Raw genomic sequence first — 17,606 nt, 5'->3', positions numbered from 1 at the left:
TCGGTGGGCTTGAGGGGCTTCGGGGAGGCGCAGGCCGGTCGAGCCCGGCGGCGCGTACGGCTCGGCCGAGCTGATCCTCAGCGATCAACGGCTCGCCGACGGCATCGGTGAGATGCCGGATGCCCATAGGCGGCACACATGTTACGCGTGTCTGGACATGTTGATGTGAACCGTGGCGGTGTCCGGCACGTTTCAGTGGCGTCAGGTTGCGGCGCCCGTGGCCTGTCTTCTGCCGTTTCATGCGGGAGCGCCTCGCGAGTGCGCTCCGTGTGTGTGAGTGAGGTTGTGATCAGGATGAGTGCGGACGGGTCTGGTACGACGGATGCGGTCTTCGGTCCGGAGGATGTGACGGCTCTGCGGCAAGCCGTGGAGGGCCCGGTTCTGGAGCCGGGATCGGAGGGGTACGAGGCGGAGTGCGCCACGTTCAACCTGACCTGCGGCCTCCGGCCGGCCGTCGTGGTCGGGGCGAGCAGCGAGCTCGACGTCCGCTCGGCGGTCCGGTTCGCCGTGCGCCACGGGTTGCCGGTCGCGGTGAAGTCCGCGGCCCATCAGGTGGTCTCCTCGGCCCAGGGCGGGCTGCTGATAACGACCCAGCGGATGAACGGCATCGTTGTCGACGCGCAGGAGAGCACCGTGCGGGTCGAGGCGGGTGTGTGCTGGCGCGACGTGCTGCCTCGCACGGCGGCGTTCGGTCTGGCCCCGATCGTGGGCTCGGCGCCGGACGTCGGCGTCGTCGGATACACGCTGGGAGGAGGTCAGAGCCCGCTGCTGGGACGCACGCTCGGCTATGCCGCCGACCACGTGCGGCGGCTGAACCTGGTCACGGCGGACGGAGAACTGCGCCGTGTGACACCGCGGAGCGAACCGGACCTGTTCTGGGCACTGCTGGGCGGCAAGGGCAACTTCGGTGTGGTGACCGAGATCGAGTTCGAGGTGTTCCCGATCTCGCGTTTCTACGGCGGCGGCATCTACTTCGCGGGTGAGCACCTGGCCGAGGTCCTTCAGGCCTGGCATGCCTGGCTTCCCACAGTGGGGGAGGAGACGACCTCGTCCATAGGCATCCAGCGCCTGCCCGACGTCCCGGCGTTGCCCGAGCCGCTGCGCGGTGCCTTCGTGGTTCATCTGCGGATCGGCTACCTGGGGTCGGCGGCCGACGGGGACCGACTGGTCGCTCCGCTGCGGGCGGCCGCTCCGGTACTGATCGACATGGTGGGGGAGAAGCCCTTCGCCTCCATCGGGGAGATCCACATGGATCCGGTGGACCCGGTGCCGTACTTCGATCGCAGTGTCTGCCTGGAGGAGTTCTCCGAGAAGACGGCGCAGGCGATCGTGGAGCTCACCGGCGCGGAGTCGGGATGCACCCTGGCGAACGTCGAGATCCGGGCGCTCGGCGGCGCCTTCGACCGGGAACCGGAGTTCCCCAACTCGGTGCCCAGCCGCGGTCTTCCGTACGTCGTCTTCGCGTTCGCGGTGGGCGCTCCGGACCAGGCGGAGACGCTCCGGGCCGACCTGGCGCGGCTCGTGGACGGGCTGACGCCCTGGGCGGCGGAGCGGAACATGGTCAACTTCCTCTCGCCGGACGAGGCGACCGACACCGAGGGAGTGCGTGCGGTGTACGGGGCGGAGCGGTTCGACCGGCTCGCCTCGGTGAAGAAGCGCTACGACCCGGCCAACGTGTTCCGGTTCAACCACAACATCACGCCCGCCTGATTCCGTGCCCGGAAGTGAACCGGCGGCCGTCCCGGATCCGTGTCAGTAGCGGCAGGTTCCCGCTGTCGATCGGCTGCGGCGGGAACGAGACGGCCGCTTCGGCTTGGTGCGTCTCGGGCGGTCGCCCCCGGGCTGCCGCCGAGACCCGCAGTGGGGGCAGGGTGGAGCGGAAGCCCGGGGCTGTCCGGAACCAGGTGCTACATGACGTGTATGGCGGTGTCCGAACACCTTGAACGGTGGGGATCGTCGTACCGGACGCAGGGTTTTCACACACACGAAAGAATGAGGGGTTGCCATGACGGACCTGACGGCCGCGGTCGAATCAGTGGAACAACTGTCCACGGTCTGGCGTGCCATGGTGCTCGACCGGAACAAGGAGTCGGACGTACGGGATCTGCCGGGTGTCGCCGTCCGCTGGGCCGACAGCCGCTTCGCCTTCTGGAACGCGATCACCCTGACCGAGGTCGGCGCCGAGGCGGCGCTCCTGGAGAAGCGCCTGGAACAGGCGGCGGACATCATGCGGTCCAAGAAGCAGCCGGGCTTGCTGTGGCTGTTCGAGGACCTGCTCGCGGACGACGCGCGCGCGGCACTGGAGAAGGCGGCGGAGCGCGCGGGCCTGGCCTATGCCTTTCCCGGCACCGGCATGGCCGGCGACCTGCTGCCCATTCCCGAGCCCCACCATTCGGACCTGACGTTCGAGCGGGTGACCACCGACGAACACCTGCGGGCCTACGCGGACCTCAACTCGCGTGCCTACGGCTTCCCCCTGGAGGAGGGCCGCGACGGTCTGGTCGGCTCCGCGCTGTGGAAGCGGGAGGTGTACGCCTACCTGGCGCTGCGGGACGGCACCCCGGTCGCCTGCGCCGCCACGGTCGAGGCAGAGGGCCGGCTCTTCGTCGCACTCGTCGCCACCGACCCCGAACAGCAGCGCCGCGGCTACGGCGAGGCGGTGACGCGCAAGGCGCTGTACGAGGGCGCCCGCGCCACCGGGCTGACCCGGGCCACCCTGCACGCGACCGTCGCCGGGGCACCCGTGTACCCGCGCATCGGCTTCGAGTCGAACTCCCCGATGCACTTCTACGGACTCAAGGGCTGAGAACTCGAGAACTGGCAGTGGCCCCGCGCATCGCCGTGGTGGCCCCCGAGAAGGGCGACCGGGAGCCGGGATTCGAACTGCCGTGACTGGCTGTCGCGGTTCGGGCGGACACCTCGGATCCACCGTCAAGTGACTGATGCGCGCGGTTTGTCCGGAAGTGCAGGCTGACGGCAGCCGACACCGCCGGAGAGCCCTTCGGCCCCCGCCCTGCCGACGGCGGGGGCTCGGGTGGCGGTACGTCCGACACAGAGAAGAGGATCCGGCGTGACACCGGTCCAGCAGCAGCCCTCGTTGAAGAGCAGCAATCCGATACTCTCCCGGCCTCAGTTCAGGCGGCACGGCGGGCAGAAGACGGCGGCCAAGGACCCCCGAGCGGGGATCGCCGTCGCGCAGAGCCGGATCGGGACGGGCCAGGACCTGGACCAGGTCCACGAGGACGATCCCGCTCCGCTGCCCTTCTCCGTCGGTGACCTGATGACGATGGACGACGTCCTGTCCCGAGCGCTGGCGGGGCTCGGCGTGACGGCCCTCGCGGCCGCGCTGTCGTGGACGCTGTTGCCGCACGCTCCCATCGGCACGGCCGTGGCCTACGGCATCGCCGCCGGCGCCGGGCTGGTCGCCGCGGCGCTGGTGGTGATCCAGTGCCGCAGGAAACCGCCGTCCGCGACCCTGACCCTGACGTTCGCCGCCTTCCAGGGCGTGTGCCTCGGCGTGCTGTCGGCCACGGTCTCCCGCCACCTCTCACCGGGTGTCTTCGTCCAGACCGTACTGGGGACGATGACGACCTCCGCCGGAGCTCTCCTCGCCTACAAACTGCACTGGATGCGAGTCGACCGCCGCCTCCAGGGCTTCGTCGGAGCCGCGCTGCTCGGACTGTGCTTCCTCGCTCTGGCGGACTTGACCCTCTTCCCCCTCACGGGCGCGGAAGTGCTGGGCCTACGTCCCGCCGGCCTCGGCGTCTTCATGGGCCTCGTGGGCATCGTTCTCGCCGCCTCCTTCCTGCCCCTTCACTTCAGGAAGATCGAGGACGGCATCAAGTACGGCGCGCCCCCGGATCAGTCCTGGCTCGCCGCTTTCGGGCTCACCCTGAGCCTGTCGTGGCTGTATGTGGAGACCGTGCGGCTGCTCACCCTCTTCCGCGGCGAGGAACTCTTCTGACCGGGCGTCACACGGTCTTGACCAGGACTGTGGCCCGGAGCCCGGCGGTGTACGTGATGCTGTAATAGCGGAGCTGGGGCCGGGGCGACATTTGCGGCAGGGCCAGCGGCGAGCACGGTCCTCGCGCCGTTCACGAACGGGTCGAACTCCGCCTTCCCGACAGCCAGTTGGCCGTCGGCGCGACCGTGGTGATGAGTAGCGTGAACCCGGCGAGGAACACGTCGTGAAAGAAACGTCGCCGTGGAAGCCTACGACCCGTCAGATCGCGGGAAGGCTGTCCGAACAGAAGCGCCCGTGCGGGGAGTTGGTGGTCTCCTGGTCGCCGAGGCTCAGCCTGCCGTGCGAGAACGCCCCTGGCCGACCGGATGTCCGGGTACCCGCGCCGAGCGAGGATCACTGACCACACCCGCACAACGTTCCCAGCACCGGGCGGGTTTCACCCCATGTGCCGCGCGCCCTCCGGAACGGAGGCCTCCAGCGTGCCGCCCGACGGGCACAGTCCTCGCATGAGCACGTCGAAGAGCCGCCCCGATCTGGCGCACTCCTCGTCGTCCGCGCCGACGCGCCACAGGGGACCGAGCAGCAGGAGCATGTCGTCGGCCGTCGTCCCGGGCACGATGGTCCCGCTCGCTTCGTTGGCGTCCACCAGCGCCGAGAGGGCCTCGAGCAGCGGCCGGTACGCCTGCCGACGCTGCTCCGTCAGCCCGCCGGAGGCCCCGCTCATGGCGTCCGCGAACTCCGGCGTGCGCGTGCCGACACTCAGGAGGCGCTCCAGCCACGCGCGCAGGGCGAGCGGCGGGCGCAGGGTGCTCAGCAGGGCGGGCACTGCGGTCACCAACTCGTCCACCTTCTCCCCGTGCACCTCGAGCACCAGGGATTCCCGGGTGGGGAAGTGGCGATAGATGGTCCCCTGGCCCACGCCCGCTCTGCGCGCGATGGACTTGAACGAGGTGTCGCCGGGAGCGGCGAGTACCTCTGTCGCTGCTTCGAGGATGCGCAGCCGGTTGAAGCGTGCGTCCGATCTCATCGATGCTCCGGTCTCTCTCCGGTGGTGATGCCATGAGGCGCCGTCCTGCCGCGCCGGGCAAGGGCTGATGTGCCACACACGTTGCCGTCACCGCTGGAGGCGTTCGTGAGACACGTATTCTGAGTGAAACCCACACCGACATGTCTTCTACGGGATGGGTGGCACCGGTCAGGCCGCCGTGTAGTCGGCGACCAGCCGGTCCAGAAACTCTTCGAGCCGTTCGTTCATCGGACGGTAGTCGTTGTGCCGTAGTTCCTCCGGCCGTTGGACGTAGCGGTGGTCGGCGAGCGCGGTGAGTTCCTCCTCCGCCGACTCGATGAGCGCCTCGACGATGTCCCGGTCGAACTCCAGGTGGCACTGGAATCCGTACAGGAACCTGCCGTACGCCACGATCTGCCGCGGACACCCATCGCTGGCGGCCAGCACCCTCGCGTCGGCCGTGAGTCCGGGCATGTCGTGGTGCCAGTGCCCGGAGTCGAAGCTCTCGTCGAAGCCCTCGAAGAGCGGGTGCAGGCGGCCGGCCTCGGTGAGCGTGACGGGGAAGGAGCCGACTTCCGGCTCCGGGCTGCGAAGACAGGGCGCCCCGAGCGCCTCGCCGAGCAGCTGCGCTCCGAGGCAGACGCCGACGACGGCCTTGCCCGCCGCCGCGCAGGAGGCGATCAACGACATCTCCGCCACCGCGTCGAAGTGCGGGCACTCGGTGGTGGTCGTGGCCGGGGACTGAGGGCCGCCCATCACGATGAGCAGGTCGATGTCGTCGGCTGCCGACGGGAGACTCTCACCGGCGTGGAGGCGGGAATGAGTGACGGTGTGCTGCCGGTCCAGGGCCCACCGGGCGTAGGCCCCGGGAGCCTCGAACGCTTCGTGGACGACGAAATGCACGCGCATGAGCTCGGATTCCTGTGGAGGGTCAACATTCGTGGGGACGGCGGGGAGCCGGAACGGCCGGCAGGAGCCTCGGCCCCGTCGGCCACCTGGCGGCATCGGTGTAGGAGGCCTCGGCGTGGGTCCGATGGACGTCACGGAGGAATCCGCTGAGGATCTCCAGCGTCCGCACCGGCTCCTCGAACGCCGCCGCGTGTCCGCCCTGGACCGCGGCCAGTCGTGCGCCCGTTATGCCGTCCGCGAGTTGCACCGAGTGCTCCGGGGCCACGAATTGGTCGCCCGTGGCCGCGACGACCAGGGTGGGGACGGTAACCGCGGAGAGGTCGCCGCGGACGTCGATGCCCAGGGCGAAGGCGATCTGCTGGGCGGTGCCGGGAGCGGATGCCACCAACCGGGCAGTCAGGTGCCGTGCCGCTTCCGGTGTGCGCGCGGCAAGGTAGTCCTCGGAGAAGCACAGTGAGGCCAGGAAGTCGCTCAGCTCGTCGTCGTGACGGGCGTGCATCGACGCCCACATCTCCAGACTGAGCGACAGCGTGGTGCGGGGCCGGGCGAATCCGGCGAGGGTGAACAGGCCACGGACCCGGCTGGGATGGCGGGCGGCGACCTTGACGGCGACCGCTGCCCCGAGCGAGGCTCCGGCGATCACGAAATCGCTCAGACCGGCCTTGTGAGCGGTGACCACCACCTGGTCGGCCACGGCATCTGCCTCCAGCGGGCCGGCGGGCAGCGGACTGCGACCCGATCCGGGGAGGTCGGCAAGCACGACAGTGTGCTCGGCCGCGAGGCCGGCGAGCAGCGTCTTCCAGGTCTCGGCCGCGGTGCCCCCGATACCGGGCAGGAGGACCAGACCGGGCCCGCTGCCCTGGATGTCGTACGCGAGCATGTGCCACCTCTCCTCACTCTTCCCCAGGAGAACGAGAGGGGACGGCCTGCGGGTTCATCTGTCCGCGACGCGGCTTGGCCGCTGGGGGAGTTCTGCCCCTCGCCGGGTTCGGTTCCGCCCGCTCCGCGGCGCAGGAGGTGAGGATGTGCAGGGCGTCGTGGGAGGGGCTGCCGGTTTCGGAGGACGGGATCATGAGGCGTTGTCCGGAGCCGTGCCCGGGCCAGGTGTCGCGGTCGAGGGTGAGGTCGCCGAGCAGGGGGTGGCGGTAGTGTTTGGTGCCGCAGGTCGCGCTGTTGACGCGGTGTTCGGCCCACCAGGTGCGCGAGTCGGCGTCCTGGACGGGCAGTTGGCCGCTGGCGCACCTGAGCGCCGGGGAGGCGTCCGACGTGGTGATCGACACCTGTCTGCACGGCATCGGCATTCCACGCCGCCGTGCCCCGAACCCTGAATCCGGCGGACGTCGGACGGCGGGAGCGAGCGGAACTTGGGGCCTCGCGGCTCGCTTCGCCGAGAAAGCGGGGCTCCGCACACATAGGCTCGAAGGATGCACACATGTGACTGGTTCTGTGGTGAGGGGAGTGGGGCGCCGTGGGGTCGCTTGTGACGATGATCGGCCGGGACGGCGAACGAGGGCGGCTGTCCGCGTTCGTGACGGCCCCCGAGGGGCAGGCGCTCGTCCTCAACGGAGAGACGGGAGTGGGCAAGAGCGCCTTGCTCGACCACGTCGCCCAAGTGGCGGCGCAGGCAGGCCACACGGTGATCCGGGCTGCCGGGGTCGAGGCGGAGTCAGGGCTCCCGTTCGCCGGCCTGCATCAGTTGCTCCACTCCCTGCTGCCCTCCATCGATGGGCTGGACCAGGTGCACCGCACCGTGTTCGACACCGCCTTCGGGCGGAGCGGCGGGAAGCCGCCGTCGGTCATGTCGCTCGGCATCGCCGTCCTTGACCTGCTGTCCCTGGCCTCCTCGGAGAAGCCCCTGCTGCTGGTCCTCGACGACGCCCAGTGGCTGGACACCTCCAGCATCGCGGTGATCGGGTTCGTGGGGCGCCGGGTCACCGGCAGTTCGGTGAAGCTCGTGGTAGGGCTGCGCTCGGACATCGCATCGGGCTTCGACACCGCCGCCCTGCCGGAACTGCCGGTCAGGGCCCTGTCGGACACGGCCGCGCGACAACTTCTGGACCTGCACCACCCGGATCTGAACGCACCTGCCCGCCGTCTGGTGCTGGACCAGGCCCGGGGAAACCCGCTGGCCCTGCTCGAACTACCCACCCACATCCGCGTCGGACAGGCGGAACTCGCGACCGCCGGACTCCTCGGACTGCATGATGCCTCGCTGCCACTGCCCCGGCGCCTCCAACACGTATACGGCACACGTGTCAAAAAGCTCAGCGACGAAGTCCGTGAGGAGCTGCTGCGCGGCGCCCTCGACGGTGTCGAAGCGGCACCCGGAGCGGCGCCCGCACCCGGTCTGGGGCGCTACCGTATGCGTGACGCCGACGAGGCCGTAGCGGCCGGTCTGCTGGACGTCGATCCGCTCAGCGGCGACTTCGTCTTCCGGCACCCACTGGTGCGTTCCACCGTGGTGCAGACGGCCACGCCCAACGAGCGGCGCGCCGCGCACGCGGCTCTCGCCCAGGTGCACCGCGATGACGTCGAGCGGCGGGCCACGCATCTGGCGGCGTCGACGGTCGACCCGGACGAGGAGGTGGCGGCCGCACTGGAGGCGGCGGGGGAGTCCGCGACCCGGCGGGGCGGCGCGGTGGCCGCCGTCGCCTGGCTGACCCGCGCCGCGGAACTGAGCGAGAACAGCGAGGACCGTTCCCGCAGGCTCGGCGACGCGGCCTTCGTCGCCGGACATGCGGGGCTCTTCGACCAGGCGCAGCAGCTCATCCGGTCCGACCGGGCGCCGGGCACGGACGAGTCGCCGGCCTCCGTGGTCACGTCTGCCTATATGGCGCTGTTCGAGGACGGAGACGTGCGGCACTCGCACCGCCAGGTGACGGCAGCCATCGAGAACCTGCGCGACCACGAATCGGACACGCCTTCCGATGTGCTCACACGGCTCGTGAACCTGCTGCTGTCGATCGACCAGTACGCCGGTGACCCGGCCCAGTGGGCGGAGACCCACGCATTGCTCGGGTCACTGGGCGAGCTGGCCCTGTCCCGCTCGCTGATCTACCGCGATGCGTGGGGCGACGTGGTCCGGCACGCTGCCGGTGTACGGGAGCGGGTGGAGCGTGAATTCGCCGGCCTTGCCGACATGGAGCCCTGGGACATCACCCGGCTGTCCGTCGCCGCGTACCACGTGGACACCCTCAGCCGGTACCGGCCGCATCTGCAGCGCACCGTGGACCGCGAGGCCGAGACGGGCTTCGTGCGCAACAGCATGACCGCGCTGCACTTGATCATGCTCGACCAGATGGCGGTCGGCGAGTGGAACGAGGCCGAACACACCGGGTCGAGTTGCCTCGAGCTGACGACAACGCACGGATACCTGTTGCTCGCTCATCACACCCGGGCGTATCTGGGTCTGTTGGCCGCGCTGCGGGGCCAAGGGGACCGGGCCCGTGAGCTGCAGGCCACCGTCGATGCCTGGGCCCGCCCCCGCGGCGTCGGATTCCTCACCCAGATCGCCGACGCCATCGGCACCACCGCCGCCCTCGCCGAAGGCGACTACGAAGCCGCCTACCTCCACGCCATCGGCATCACACCCCCCGGCACCTTCACCCCCTACGCCCACCAAGCCCCCCGCACCCTCCTCGACCTCGTCGAAGCAGCCCTCCACACCGGCCGCACCGAACAAGCCCGCACCCACGCCCTCGCCGCCCAAAACGCAAACCTCCCCGACATCTCCCCCCGCCTCGCCCTCATCACCTACGGCGCCCTCGCCATGACCACCACCGACCCCACCGAAGCCGACCAGATGTACCACCGCGCCGAAACACACCCCGCCGCACCCCACTTCCCCTACGAACACGCCCGCATCCGCCTCGCCCACGGCATCCGCCAACGCCACACCCACGGCCCCAAAGCCGCACGACCCTCACTGACCCTGGCCGCGGAAACCTTCGAACGACTGGGCGCCCCCACCTGGACCGAACGCGCCCGGGCCGAACTCCGTGCCGCCGGAGCATCCACCCTCACCTCCACGGCACACCTGGCAGCACTGACCTGGCAGGAACGCCGAATCGCCGACCTCGCAGCCAGCGGCCTCACCAACAAGGAAATCGGCGAACGCATGCACCTCTCCCCCCGCACCGTCAGCTCACACCTCTACCGCGTCTTCCCCAAACTCGGCATCACCTCACGCGCCGCCCTCCGCGACGCACTGGAAAGGCTGGAGGGCGAACAGGGCATCTGAGTGCAGGACGTCGAGGAGCTCAGTCGCATGACTTCGCGTCTTACCGTCAGATGACTGATGTGTCCCCTTTCGTTGCGGACGAGAGTATGTGCCGCCGGTCCCACACGTGGAACAGAACAGCCTCGGATCTGCCGCCCGTCCTCATCGAAACCATCATGCGTCACCCCTTTGACAGGTGACGCACGGTGTGCGAGGGTCGTTGCGTCAAGAGCCGCGGTGATCTCACACCGCCGATGTGAGCAGGGGTTTCCCCGGGCTCGGGCCGGTCACCGAAACGCACGACGGAGGGCTTCACATGATCAACAGGCGTACCTTCAGCAAGGCCGTCGGCCTGGGCACCGGCGCGGCCGCGGCCTCACTGTCCGGCCTGCAGACCAGCGCATCCGCCGCGAGCGCCTCGCACACGCCGGGCGGCACTTCCGCTCCCACGGTGCCCACCATCACCCCCGGCACCCACACCGAGTTCGGCACACTCAAGCACGTCAAGGCGGGTGTCCTGGACATCGGTTACGCCGAGGCCGGCCCGGCCCACGGCCCGGTCGTCGTTCTCCTGCACGGCTGGCCCTACGACATCCACAGTTTCGTCGACGTCGCCCCGCTCCTCGCCGACCTCGGCTATCGCGTCCTCGTTCCCTACCTGCGCGGCCACGGCAGTACCCGCTTCCTGTCCCGCCACACCCCGCGCAACGCCGAGCAGTCCGCCATCGCCCTGGACGTCATCGCGTTCATGGACGCTCTGAAGATCGAGAAGGCCGTCCTCGCCGGCTTCGACTGGGGCTCGCGGACCGCGGACATCATCGCCGCCCTGTGGCCCGAGCGTGTCAAGGCCCTCCTGTCCACCAGCGGTTACGTCATCACCGACCGCAAGATGCAGCTGGAGCCCGCAATTCCGGCCGTCGAGCACAACTGGTGGTACCAGTGGTACTTCGCCACCGACCGCGGCAAGAAGACCATGGAGGACGTGGACAAGCGCATCGCGCTGTGCCGCTATGTGTGGACTCTTGTCTCCCCCAACTGGAACTTCGACGACGCCACGTTCGCGCGCACCGCCGAGGCCTTCAAGAACCCCGACTACGCCGCCATCGTTCTCTACAACTACCGCTGGCGCATCGGCCTGATCGAGGGCGACCGACGCTACGACCGCTATGAGAAGAAGCTGGCCGCCCAGCCCCACATCGGCGTCCCCACGGTCACGCTCGACCCCGCCCTCGACCCCTTCACCGCACCGGGTGACGGGTCGTCCTACCGCGGCTACTTCACCGGGCCCTACCTGCACCGCACGATCGCGAACATCGGTCACAACCTGCCGCAGGAGGCGCCCACCGTCTTCGCCCAGGCCGTTGTCGACGCCGACCACCTCTAAGATCCGCATCCGCCACCGCCCCGGCGCCCCGCACACCGCGTCGGTCACGCCCAGGAGGAGTTCCTGATGAGCGAAGTCCAGTGGAACCGGCTGACCGCCGCCGAGCTGCGTGCCCTCGCGGCGCGGGACGCGGTGGTGCTGCTGCCCATCGGGGCCACCGAGCAGCACGGCCCTCATCTGCCCACCGGCGTCGACGACTTCCTGGCCGCGGAGGTGTGCCGCCGGGCGGCGGTGCTGGCCGCCGAGCACACCGGCGTGGTGGTGACACCTTCCGTGCCGACGGGCCTGTCGGAGCACCACATGGCCTTCGGCGGCACCCTCACACTCAGCCTGCCCACAGTGCACGCACTGCTGCGTGACATCTGCCGCTCCGTGATCCGGGCGGGCTTCTCACGCATCCTGATCGTCAACGGGCACGGCGGGAACATGACCGCCCTCAATGCCCTCACGACCGAGCTGACCGCGGAGTTGTCGACGCCGATCGCGTTCGCCAGCTACTTCGGCATCGGACGGGAGGTGGTGCGGGACACCCTGGAGACCCAGGAAGGCCTCATGCACGCGTGTGAGGGGGAGACATCCATGATGATGGCCGCCTTCCCCGAACTGATCCATGCCGAGCACCTGGCCGAGGCGCACGGACCGCGGATCACGCTGCCCGCGGAGTCCACCGAGCCGGTGTACATGGCGGTGCCCTTCGACCGGATCACCGAGTCCGGGGTCGCGGGCGACGCCCGGGTGGCGAGCCCTGAGAAAGGCGAGCGGATGCTCTCCGGCTGTGCGGCGGCACTGGCGGACATCATCGTGCGGGACCCGTGGGCGAAGTAGGTCAACGTTCAGCGCCGGTGTTCAGGACGATTCGCGCCTGGGCAGGCGCCAGTTCGGCCGCGGGAAGTGGCAGGTGTAGCCGTCCGGGTAGCGCTGGAGGTAGTCCTGGTGCTCCGGCTCGGCCTCCCAGAACGGGCCGGCCGGCACCACCTCGGTCACCACCGGACCCGGCCACAGCCCGGACGCGTCGACGTCGGCGATGGTGTCCTGCGCGATGCGGCGCTGCTTCTCGTCGAGATAGAAGATGGCGGAGCGGTAGCTGAGGCCGATGTCGTTGCCCTGCCGGTTCCTCGTGCTCGGGTCGTGGATCTGGAAGAAGTACTCCAGGATCGTGCGGTAGTCGGTGACCGCGGGATCGAAGGTGATCTCGATCGACTCCGCGTGCTTTCCGTGGTCGCGATAGGTGGCATTGGGCTTGCCGTCGTCGCCGCTGTAGCCCACCCGGGTGCCCACCACACCGGGCAGCGCCCGGATCAGCTCCTGCATGCCCCAGAAGCAGCCACCCGCCAGTAGAGCCTTCTCCTCGGTGTCACTCATGGCACGCCGCCTTTCTGTCCGTGTCTGTCCGCGCAGGCTCCAGGCTCGCATGCCGACCCGGAAACCTTGTCGTCACCACCTTGACAGGTGACGGATCGCATGACAAATTCATCACCAGTCAGGGCGGTGACGAAATCCGGCAGGGCCGGCCCGCCCCATGTACCGAGAAGCATTCCTGAGAGGGGTTAGTCGTGGTGAGTATCAAGGGTGGACGCAAGCGGCTGGTGACGGGTGTTGTCGCGACGGCCACGGCGGGGCTCGCGTTCGGCGCGTTCGCCCTCAGTGGCACCGCCAACGGTGCGAGCGAGTCCGCCGAGGCCGCTGACGCCGGCCGGCACGCCAAGCCGACCATCGTCCTGGAGCACGGCGCCTTCGCCGACGGCTCCAGCTGGAACGGCGTGATCGCGGACCTGCGTGCCGGCGGCTACCCGGTCATCGCCGCCGCCAACCCGCTGCGCGGGCCGGCCTCCGACGCCGCCGCCCTGCGCACGGTCCTCGACCATGTCAAGGGCCCGAAGATCCTCGTCGGCCACTCCTACGGCGGCAACGTCATCAGCCAGGCCGCCACCAACGATCCCGAGGTCAAGGCCCTGGTCTACGTCGCCGCCTTCCTGCCCGCGCCCGGCGAGAGTGCCCTGGAGCTCACCAACAAGTACCCGGGCTCCACGCTCCCCGACGCCCTCGACCCGGTCACCTACAAGCAGGCCGACGGCTCCACCGCCACGGACCTGTACATCCAGCAGGACAAGTTCCGTCACCAGTTCGCCGCCGACGTGCCCGCCCGGCAGGCCGCGCTGATGGCCGCCGCGCAGCGTCCCGTGGCCCAGGCCGCCCTGGAGGAGAAGGCCGCCACCGCGGCATGGAAGACCAAGCCGAGCTGGGACATCGTCACCACCCGCGACCTCAACATCCCCGCGGCCGTCCAGCGCTTCATGGCCAAGCGCGCCCACGCGAACATCACCGAGGTCGCCGCCTCCCACTCGGTCGCAGTCTCCCACCCCCACCTGGTGGCCGACGTGATCGAGCGGGCCGCCCGCGCCACCGTCCGCTGACCGGAGGGTTATGGGTCAGCAGGTCCGCGCTGTGATCGGCATCACTCCTTTCTGTACTTCATGGTCCGGTCTTGATGCTGTCACGATGAATGGACCAAACAGTCCACAAGGAGTCGAGGCGCCTGGGCGCCCGGCAGGTTGGTCGCGGGCCTTGACGGACACCGCATGACGTCGCAGACGGACGGGCCGGCGCTGTGGAGCCTCCGCACATCACCGAAGAAGGAAGATCGATCGATCATGGAAGCGATTGAGCGCCTCGGCATCACCGAGGAACTCCGCCGTCTGATGGCCCGCTACGTCCGTTACGCGGATCACCAGCGCTGGGACGACCTGGCGAACCTGTTCACACCTGACGGCACGTTCACCCCGCACAAGCCGGACGGAACGGTGTGGCTGCGCATGAACGGCCGGGACGAGATCGCCGCGACGGTCGGCTCCAGTGGCGGCCCCGGTGTCACCCTGATCCACCACCTGTTCTCCGACGAGATCGACGTCGACTCGGGGACCACCGCCCACGGTGTGTTCGCGATGGAGGACATCGTGACCCGGCCCGAGGGGGCGGGGGTCTCCGAAACCATTCCCTTCAGGGGTATGCACGGCTTCGGCCACTACCACGCACGTTTCGTCAAGGTCGATGGCGATGGTTCCTGGCGGATCGCCGAGCTCAAACAGACCCGGATCCGTCTGGACTTCACCGACTGACCGCTTCCGCGGCCCGCTTCGCCTGCCTACCGGGCAGCAACCTCTCTTCCTTCCCCGCGAAAGCAGCCTTGCCATGAGCGACAGCAACGAGCCCGTTCCACTGGGGCGTACGCCACTGACGTCTCCCGGACACTTCGTCCTCTACGAAAACCCCCAGGCGTTCGCCTCCGACCTTGTTGAGACCTTCCGCAGGATCGGCGGCTGACCCCGCAGGCGACGGGCTTCCCGCTCCGATCCCGGAGCGGGAAGCCCGTCGTCGTGGCGCCGCTTCAGCGGGTGCTGTCCGACCGCGTCATGGCGTGTCATGGCGTGCCATGGAATCCTGTCGAACGGCGCTCCAGCGCGGGGGAGCAACCGCCGCATCGAGCGCAGGGACGTGAAGCCCCGCTCATCCTTGGCCGGGGCCGCTACCAAGGTCGCGATCGCGTGTGTCCCACGCACGGCCACGCCGTACTTGGCGGTGCACATCTTCGGCGATACATGGAGCGGGCGACCCGGACCGGACCCGGACCGGACCCGAACCGGCCCGAGGGATTTCCCGTCGGCGCCCAGAACCTCGGTCCCGTATCGGAGTTGGCCGACACATGTACAGCGCCGGCACGTCGTTGGTTCCTTGACCGGGACACCCGACATGAAGATCCTCGTAACCCGTTAGAGCAGTGATGAACGGTAAGTGTGTGCACATGTGTCTCGCACACCCCGAATCGAGCGTGAGGAAACGAAATGATCAGCAGGCGGAGACTGACCCAGGCCGTGACGGCAGCAGCGGCGGCCGGAGCCGCCGGTCTCACCGGATCGGGCCAGGCATCGGCACTCGCGGACGCGGCGCCGACCGGCCGGATCGCACGTGGTCTGGGACCGGTCAGCCACACCCGCACCGACGTCCTGGACATCGCTTACCACGACGTCGGACCGGCCGACGGCACCCCGGTGCTCCTCCTCCATGGCTGGCCCTTCAGCCCTGTCGGCTCCTACGCCGAGGTGGCACCGGCGCTCGCCCGGCGCGGCTACCGCTGCTACATCCCCTACCTGCGCGGCCACGGGGAGACCCGGTTTCTTCGTGAGGACACCCTCCGGTCCGGCGAGCAGGCGGCGCTCGGTGCGGACCTGATCGCCTTCATGGACGCCCTGCGTCTGCCCCGGGCCCTGTTCGCCGGCTACGACTGGGGCGGGCGGGCCGGTGACGTCGCGGCGGCACTGTGGCCGGAGCGCTGCACCGGCGTGGTCTCCGTGAACGGCTACCTGATCCAGAACCTCGCCCTCGCCCAGGAGCCGCTGGCGCCCGCGAACGAGGAGGGCACCTGGTACTTCTTCTACTTCCTCACCGAGCGCGGGCGGAAGGGACTCCAGCGCAACCGGGAGGACCTGGCGCGGGTCGTCTGGCACCGCAACTCGCCCGAATGGCAGTTCACCGAGGCCGAGTTCGCGCAGGCGGCGGAACTGTGGACCAACCCGGACTACGTCGACGTCGTGATCCACAGCTACCGGCACCGCCTCGCCGCGGCCCCCGGTGATCCCCGTTACGCGGACCTGGAGAAGCGGTTGCTGGCGCAGCCGAAGATCACCGTTCCGGCCGTCACCCTGGACGGCCAGACCGACGGCGTCATCCCGCCGACCGACGGGAGCGGATACGCGGCCCACTTCTCGGGCCCCTGGAAGCATCACGTCGTCCCGAGGGCCGGACACAACCTCCCGCAGGAGCGGCCCGACGCCTTCATCGCCGCGATCCTCGAAGTCGACGCCATGGAATGACCGATCCGCGCTCGATATTCGTCACCGGCTTGACAGGTGACGAATGTGAGGGCATGCTGATACTCGTCCAAAGCAACAAGCAGGACGCCATCCACGATCGACGAAGTGGAGCACGGTCATGAACAAGGGGCTCACCACGGAAGCCGCCGAGGCGGCGGTACGACACACGCGATTCGGCAGCCTCCCCGAGCGCATACGCCTCGAGGAAATGACCACGGAGGTCGAGGCCGCGCCGACCGGCGGGGCGACGTCGTACGACCCCGAGGGCTCGTGGAAGTTCTACTCGTGCCTCGCCCTCGACCTGGGGCTGTAGACACCCAGCACACATGGACACACCTTGTGCACGGATGGTTGCATACGCAGCAGAGTCACGTGTTCGCATGACCGGACTCTGTGTCCGGCACAAGGGCTCCATGCCATCGCAGTCCTCGGAGACCGCAGCTCGATCAACGACCTGGACCGCCCGGCCTGCACTGCCCCAGCACGGCTGATCGGGCGGGACAGGGACCTCGACTTCATACGTCCCAGACTTCGACAGCTCCGCGATCCACCGCGGGGCTGTCCTGCTGACCGGCCAGGGCAGGCAGAGCAGGTACCGCCCTTCTCGGCATGGTCGCGGCCAACGCCAGACGCGAGGGCGCCCACGTGCTGCGGGCGAGCGGAGTGCGGTTCGAGGCGGACATCGGCTACGCCGGCCTCGACCAACTCGTCCTACCACTCCTCGATTCCTTGAACTCCTTCGACCGGCTCGAACCCGGTCACCGCGACACCTGCGCGTCGGCGTCGGAGTCGGCAGCGGCCCGCTCCCAACCGCCTTCTGACGTCCACCGCGGTCTTGATGCTGCTGTACCTGATCGCGGGTGAGACGCCGCTCCGGCAGGTCGTCGACGACCTGCCGTGGCTGGACCAGGCCCCGACCTCCGTCCTGGGCTTCGTCGCCAGGCGACTCGTCGGCGGCCGCATCAGTTTCCTCGCCGCCTCCCGAGCCCCGTCCGACGGCTTCCGAGGCGAGCGGCCTCACCGAACACCGGCTCCGACCACTGGACGACGTGTCGTCGTCAGAGCTGCTCGTCGGCACCCACCCCGGCATGTCTTTCGCGGTGCGCCGCCGTAGCGCGGTGGACACGGCCTAGTAGGGCTTGGTCAGGTCGGTTGAGGTGGTGCGTGTCCTTCCGGCCCGGTGTGGCGTTGAGTGTGTGTGACTCCGGACGAGATTGCTGTGGTGCGTGGTGAGTTGGAGGCGTTCGCGGCGGAGG

Annotated in this window: 17 protein-coding genes; 12 read left to right on the top strand and 5 right to left on the bottom strand. The window is 69.2% G+C overall.

From position 1 onward, the window contains the following. Positions 1–294: 294 nt before the first annotated feature. The 3 genes from ACTWQR_RS22530 to ACTWQR_RS22520 all read left to right on the top strand — a co-directional run bounded on the left by ACTWQR_RS22530 (position 295) and on the right by ACTWQR_RS22520 (position 3,964). Positions 295–1,710 (top strand): FAD-binding protein, encoded by a 1,416-nt coding sequence (locus ACTWQR_RS22530; RefSeq protein WP_443228932.1) that lies wholly within the window; start codon positions 295–297, stop codon positions 1,708–1,710. 295 nt (positions 1,711–2,005) lie between these two features. Next, a complete protein-coding gene (locus ACTWQR_RS22525) occupies positions 2,006–2,806 on the top strand; it encodes a GNAT family N-acetyltransferase (protein ID WP_443228931.1) in 801 nt (266 codons plus the stop codon). A gap of 264 nt (positions 2,807–3,070) precedes the next feature. Beyond that, positions 3,071–3,964, top strand: coding sequence for a Bax inhibitor-1/YccA family membrane protein (locus tag ACTWQR_RS22520; RefSeq protein WP_443228930.1), 894 nt, complete (start codon positions 3,071–3,073; stop codon positions 3,962–3,964). 436 nt (positions 3,965–4,400) lie between these two features. On the opposite strand, the gene ACTWQR_RS22515 is transcribed toward ACTWQR_RS22520, so the two are convergent. The 4 genes from ACTWQR_RS22515 to ACTWQR_RS22500 form a co-directional block, all read right to left on the bottom strand. Next, positions 4,401–4,991: a TetR/AcrR family transcriptional regulator gene (locus tag ACTWQR_RS22515; protein WP_443228929.1), complete on the bottom strand. Its 591-nt coding sequence runs from the start codon at positions 4,989–4,991 to the stop codon at positions 4,401–4,403. Positions 4,992–5,159: 168 nt separating this feature from the next. Continuing rightward, positions 5,160–5,879 carry a glutamine amidotransferase-related protein gene (locus ACTWQR_RS22510; protein WP_443228928.1) on the bottom strand — a complete coding sequence of 240 codons (720 nt, stop codon included), beginning with the start codon at positions 5,877–5,879 and terminating at the stop codon, positions 5,160–5,162. 22 nt (positions 5,880–5,901) lie between these two features. After that, positions 5,902–6,759 (bottom strand): alpha/beta fold hydrolase, encoded by an 858-nt coding sequence (locus ACTWQR_RS22505; RefSeq protein WP_443228927.1) that lies wholly within the window; start codon positions 6,757–6,759, stop codon positions 5,902–5,904. A 13-nt stretch (positions 6,760–6,772) separates the two neighbouring features. Then, positions 6,773–7,174 carry an MmyB family transcriptional regulator gene (locus ACTWQR_RS22500; protein WP_443228926.1) on the bottom strand — a complete coding sequence of 134 codons (402 nt, stop codon included), beginning with the start codon at positions 7,172–7,174 and terminating at the stop codon, positions 6,773–6,775. Positions 7,175–7,365: 191 nt separating this feature from the next. On the opposite strand from ACTWQR_RS22500, the gene ACTWQR_RS22495 reads away from it, so the two are divergent. From ACTWQR_RS22495 to ACTWQR_RS22485, 3 genes are all read left to right on the top strand, one after another. Further along, on the top strand, positions 7,366–10,119 hold the full coding sequence (locus ACTWQR_RS22495) for a helix-turn-helix transcriptional regulator (protein WP_443229026.1): 2,754 nt from the start codon (positions 7,366–7,368) through the stop codon (positions 10,117–10,119). Positions 10,120–10,414: 295 nt separating this feature from the next. Continuing rightward, positions 10,415–11,482, top strand: coding sequence for an alpha/beta fold hydrolase (locus ACTWQR_RS22490; RefSeq protein WP_443228925.1), 1,068 nt, complete (start codon positions 10,415–10,417; stop codon positions 11,480–11,482). Between the two features lie 66 nt (positions 11,483–11,548). Beyond that, complete coding sequence (locus ACTWQR_RS22485) at positions 11,549–12,307, top strand: creatininase family protein (protein WP_443228924.1); 759 nt, start codon at positions 11,549–11,551, stop codon at positions 12,305–12,307. Positions 12,308–12,328: 21 nt separating this feature from the next. On the opposite strand, the gene msrA is transcribed toward ACTWQR_RS22485, so the two are convergent. Then, complete coding sequence (gene msrA, locus ACTWQR_RS22480) at positions 12,329–12,844, bottom strand: peptide-methionine (S)-S-oxide reductase MsrA (protein ID WP_443228923.1); 516 nt, start codon at positions 12,842–12,844, stop codon at positions 12,329–12,331. A gap of 191 nt (positions 12,845–13,035) precedes the next feature. On the opposite strand from msrA, the gene ACTWQR_RS22475 reads away from it, so the two are divergent. The 6 genes from ACTWQR_RS22475 (at position 13,036) to ACTWQR_RS22450 (ending at position 17,214) form a co-directional block, all read left to right on the top strand. Continuing rightward, positions 13,036–13,896, top strand: coding sequence for an alpha/beta fold hydrolase (locus tag ACTWQR_RS22475; RefSeq protein WP_443228922.1), 861 nt, complete (start codon positions 13,036–13,038; stop codon positions 13,894–13,896). A gap of 237 nt (positions 13,897–14,133) precedes the next feature. After that, a complete protein-coding gene (locus ACTWQR_RS22470) occupies positions 14,134–14,598 on the top strand; it encodes a nuclear transport factor 2 family protein (protein ID WP_443228921.1) in 465 nt (154 codons plus the stop codon). Between the two features lie 73 nt (positions 14,599–14,671). Continuing rightward, positions 14,672–14,803 (top strand): hypothetical protein, encoded by a 132-nt coding sequence (locus tag ACTWQR_RS22465; protein WP_443228920.1) that lies wholly within the window; start codon positions 14,672–14,674, stop codon positions 14,801–14,803. 518 nt (positions 14,804–15,321) lie between these two features. Next, positions 15,322–16,350 carry an alpha/beta fold hydrolase gene (locus ACTWQR_RS22460; protein ID WP_443228919.1) on the top strand — a complete coding sequence of 343 codons (1,029 nt, stop codon included), beginning with the start codon at positions 15,322–15,324 and terminating at the stop codon, positions 16,348–16,350. 118 nt (positions 16,351–16,468) lie between these two features. After that, a complete protein-coding gene (locus tag ACTWQR_RS22455; RefSeq protein WP_443228918.1) occupies positions 16,469–16,663 on the top strand; it encodes a hypothetical protein in 195 nt (64 codons plus the stop codon). A gap of 296 nt (positions 16,664–16,959) precedes the next feature. Next, a complete protein-coding gene (locus ACTWQR_RS22450) occupies positions 16,960–17,214 on the top strand; it encodes a hypothetical protein (protein ID WP_443228917.1) in 255 nt (84 codons plus the stop codon). Positions 17,215–17,606: the final 392 nt, after the last annotated feature.

Source organism: Streptomyces sp. 2A115 (assembly GCF_052245575.1).
Lineage (GTDB): Bacteria > Actinomycetota > Actinomycetes > Streptomycetales > Streptomycetaceae > Streptomyces.
This window is presented reverse-complemented; position numbering and strand designations above follow the sequence as displayed.

Bases quoted from the DNA above. Each gene is read 5' to 3' on its own strand.
- ACTWQR_RS22500 (WP_443228926.1), bottom strand. From the start codon at position 7,174: ATGCCGTGCAGACAGGTGTCGATCACCACGTCGGACGCCTCCCCGGCG.
- msrA (WP_443228923.1), bottom strand. From the start codon at position 12,844: ATGAGTGACACCGAGGAGAAGGCTCTACTGGCGGGTGGCTGCTTCTGG.
- ACTWQR_RS22450 (WP_443228917.1), top strand. From the start codon at position 16,960: ATGGTCGCGGCCAACGCCAGACGCGAGGGCGCCCACGTGCTGCGGGCG.
- ACTWQR_RS22525 (WP_443228931.1), top strand. From the start codon at position 2,006: ATGACGGACCTGACGGCCGCGGTCGAATCAGTGGAACAACTGTCCACG.
- ACTWQR_RS22465 (WP_443228920.1), top strand. From the start codon at position 14,672: ATGAGCGACAGCAACGAGCCCGTTCCACTGGGGCGTACGCCACTGACG.
- ACTWQR_RS22530 (WP_443228932.1), top strand. From the start codon at position 295: ATGAGTGCGGACGGGTCTGGTACGACGGATGCGGTCTTCGGTCCGGAG.
- ACTWQR_RS22460 (WP_443228919.1), top strand. From the start codon at position 15,322: ATGATCAGCAGGCGGAGACTGACCCAGGCCGTGACGGCAGCAGCGGCG.
- ACTWQR_RS22490 (WP_443228925.1), top strand. From the start codon at position 10,415: ATGATCAACAGGCGTACCTTCAGCAAGGCCGTCGGCCTGGGCACCGGC.
- ACTWQR_RS22505 (WP_443228927.1), bottom strand. From the start codon at position 6,759: ATGCTCGCGTACGACATCCAGGGCAGCGGGCCCGGTCTGGTCCTCCTG.
- ACTWQR_RS22495 (WP_443229026.1), top strand. From the start codon at position 7,366: ATGATCGGCCGGGACGGCGAACGAGGGCGGCTGTCCGCGTTCGTGACG.
- ACTWQR_RS22510 (WP_443228928.1), bottom strand. From the start codon at position 5,879: ATGCGCGTGCATTTCGTCGTCCACGAAGCGTTCGAGGCTCCCGGGGCC.
- ACTWQR_RS22515 (WP_443228929.1), bottom strand. From the start codon at position 4,991: ATGAGATCGGACGCACGCTTCAACCGGCTGCGCATCCTCGAAGCAGCG.
- ACTWQR_RS22470 (WP_443228921.1), top strand. From the start codon at position 14,134: ATGGAAGCGATTGAGCGCCTCGGCATCACCGAGGAACTCCGCCGTCTG.
- ACTWQR_RS22455 (WP_443228918.1), top strand. From the start codon at position 16,469: ATGAACAAGGGGCTCACCACGGAAGCCGCCGAGGCGGCGGTACGACAC.
- ACTWQR_RS22485 (WP_443228924.1), top strand. From the start codon at position 11,549: ATGAGCGAAGTCCAGTGGAACCGGCTGACCGCCGCCGAGCTGCGTGCC.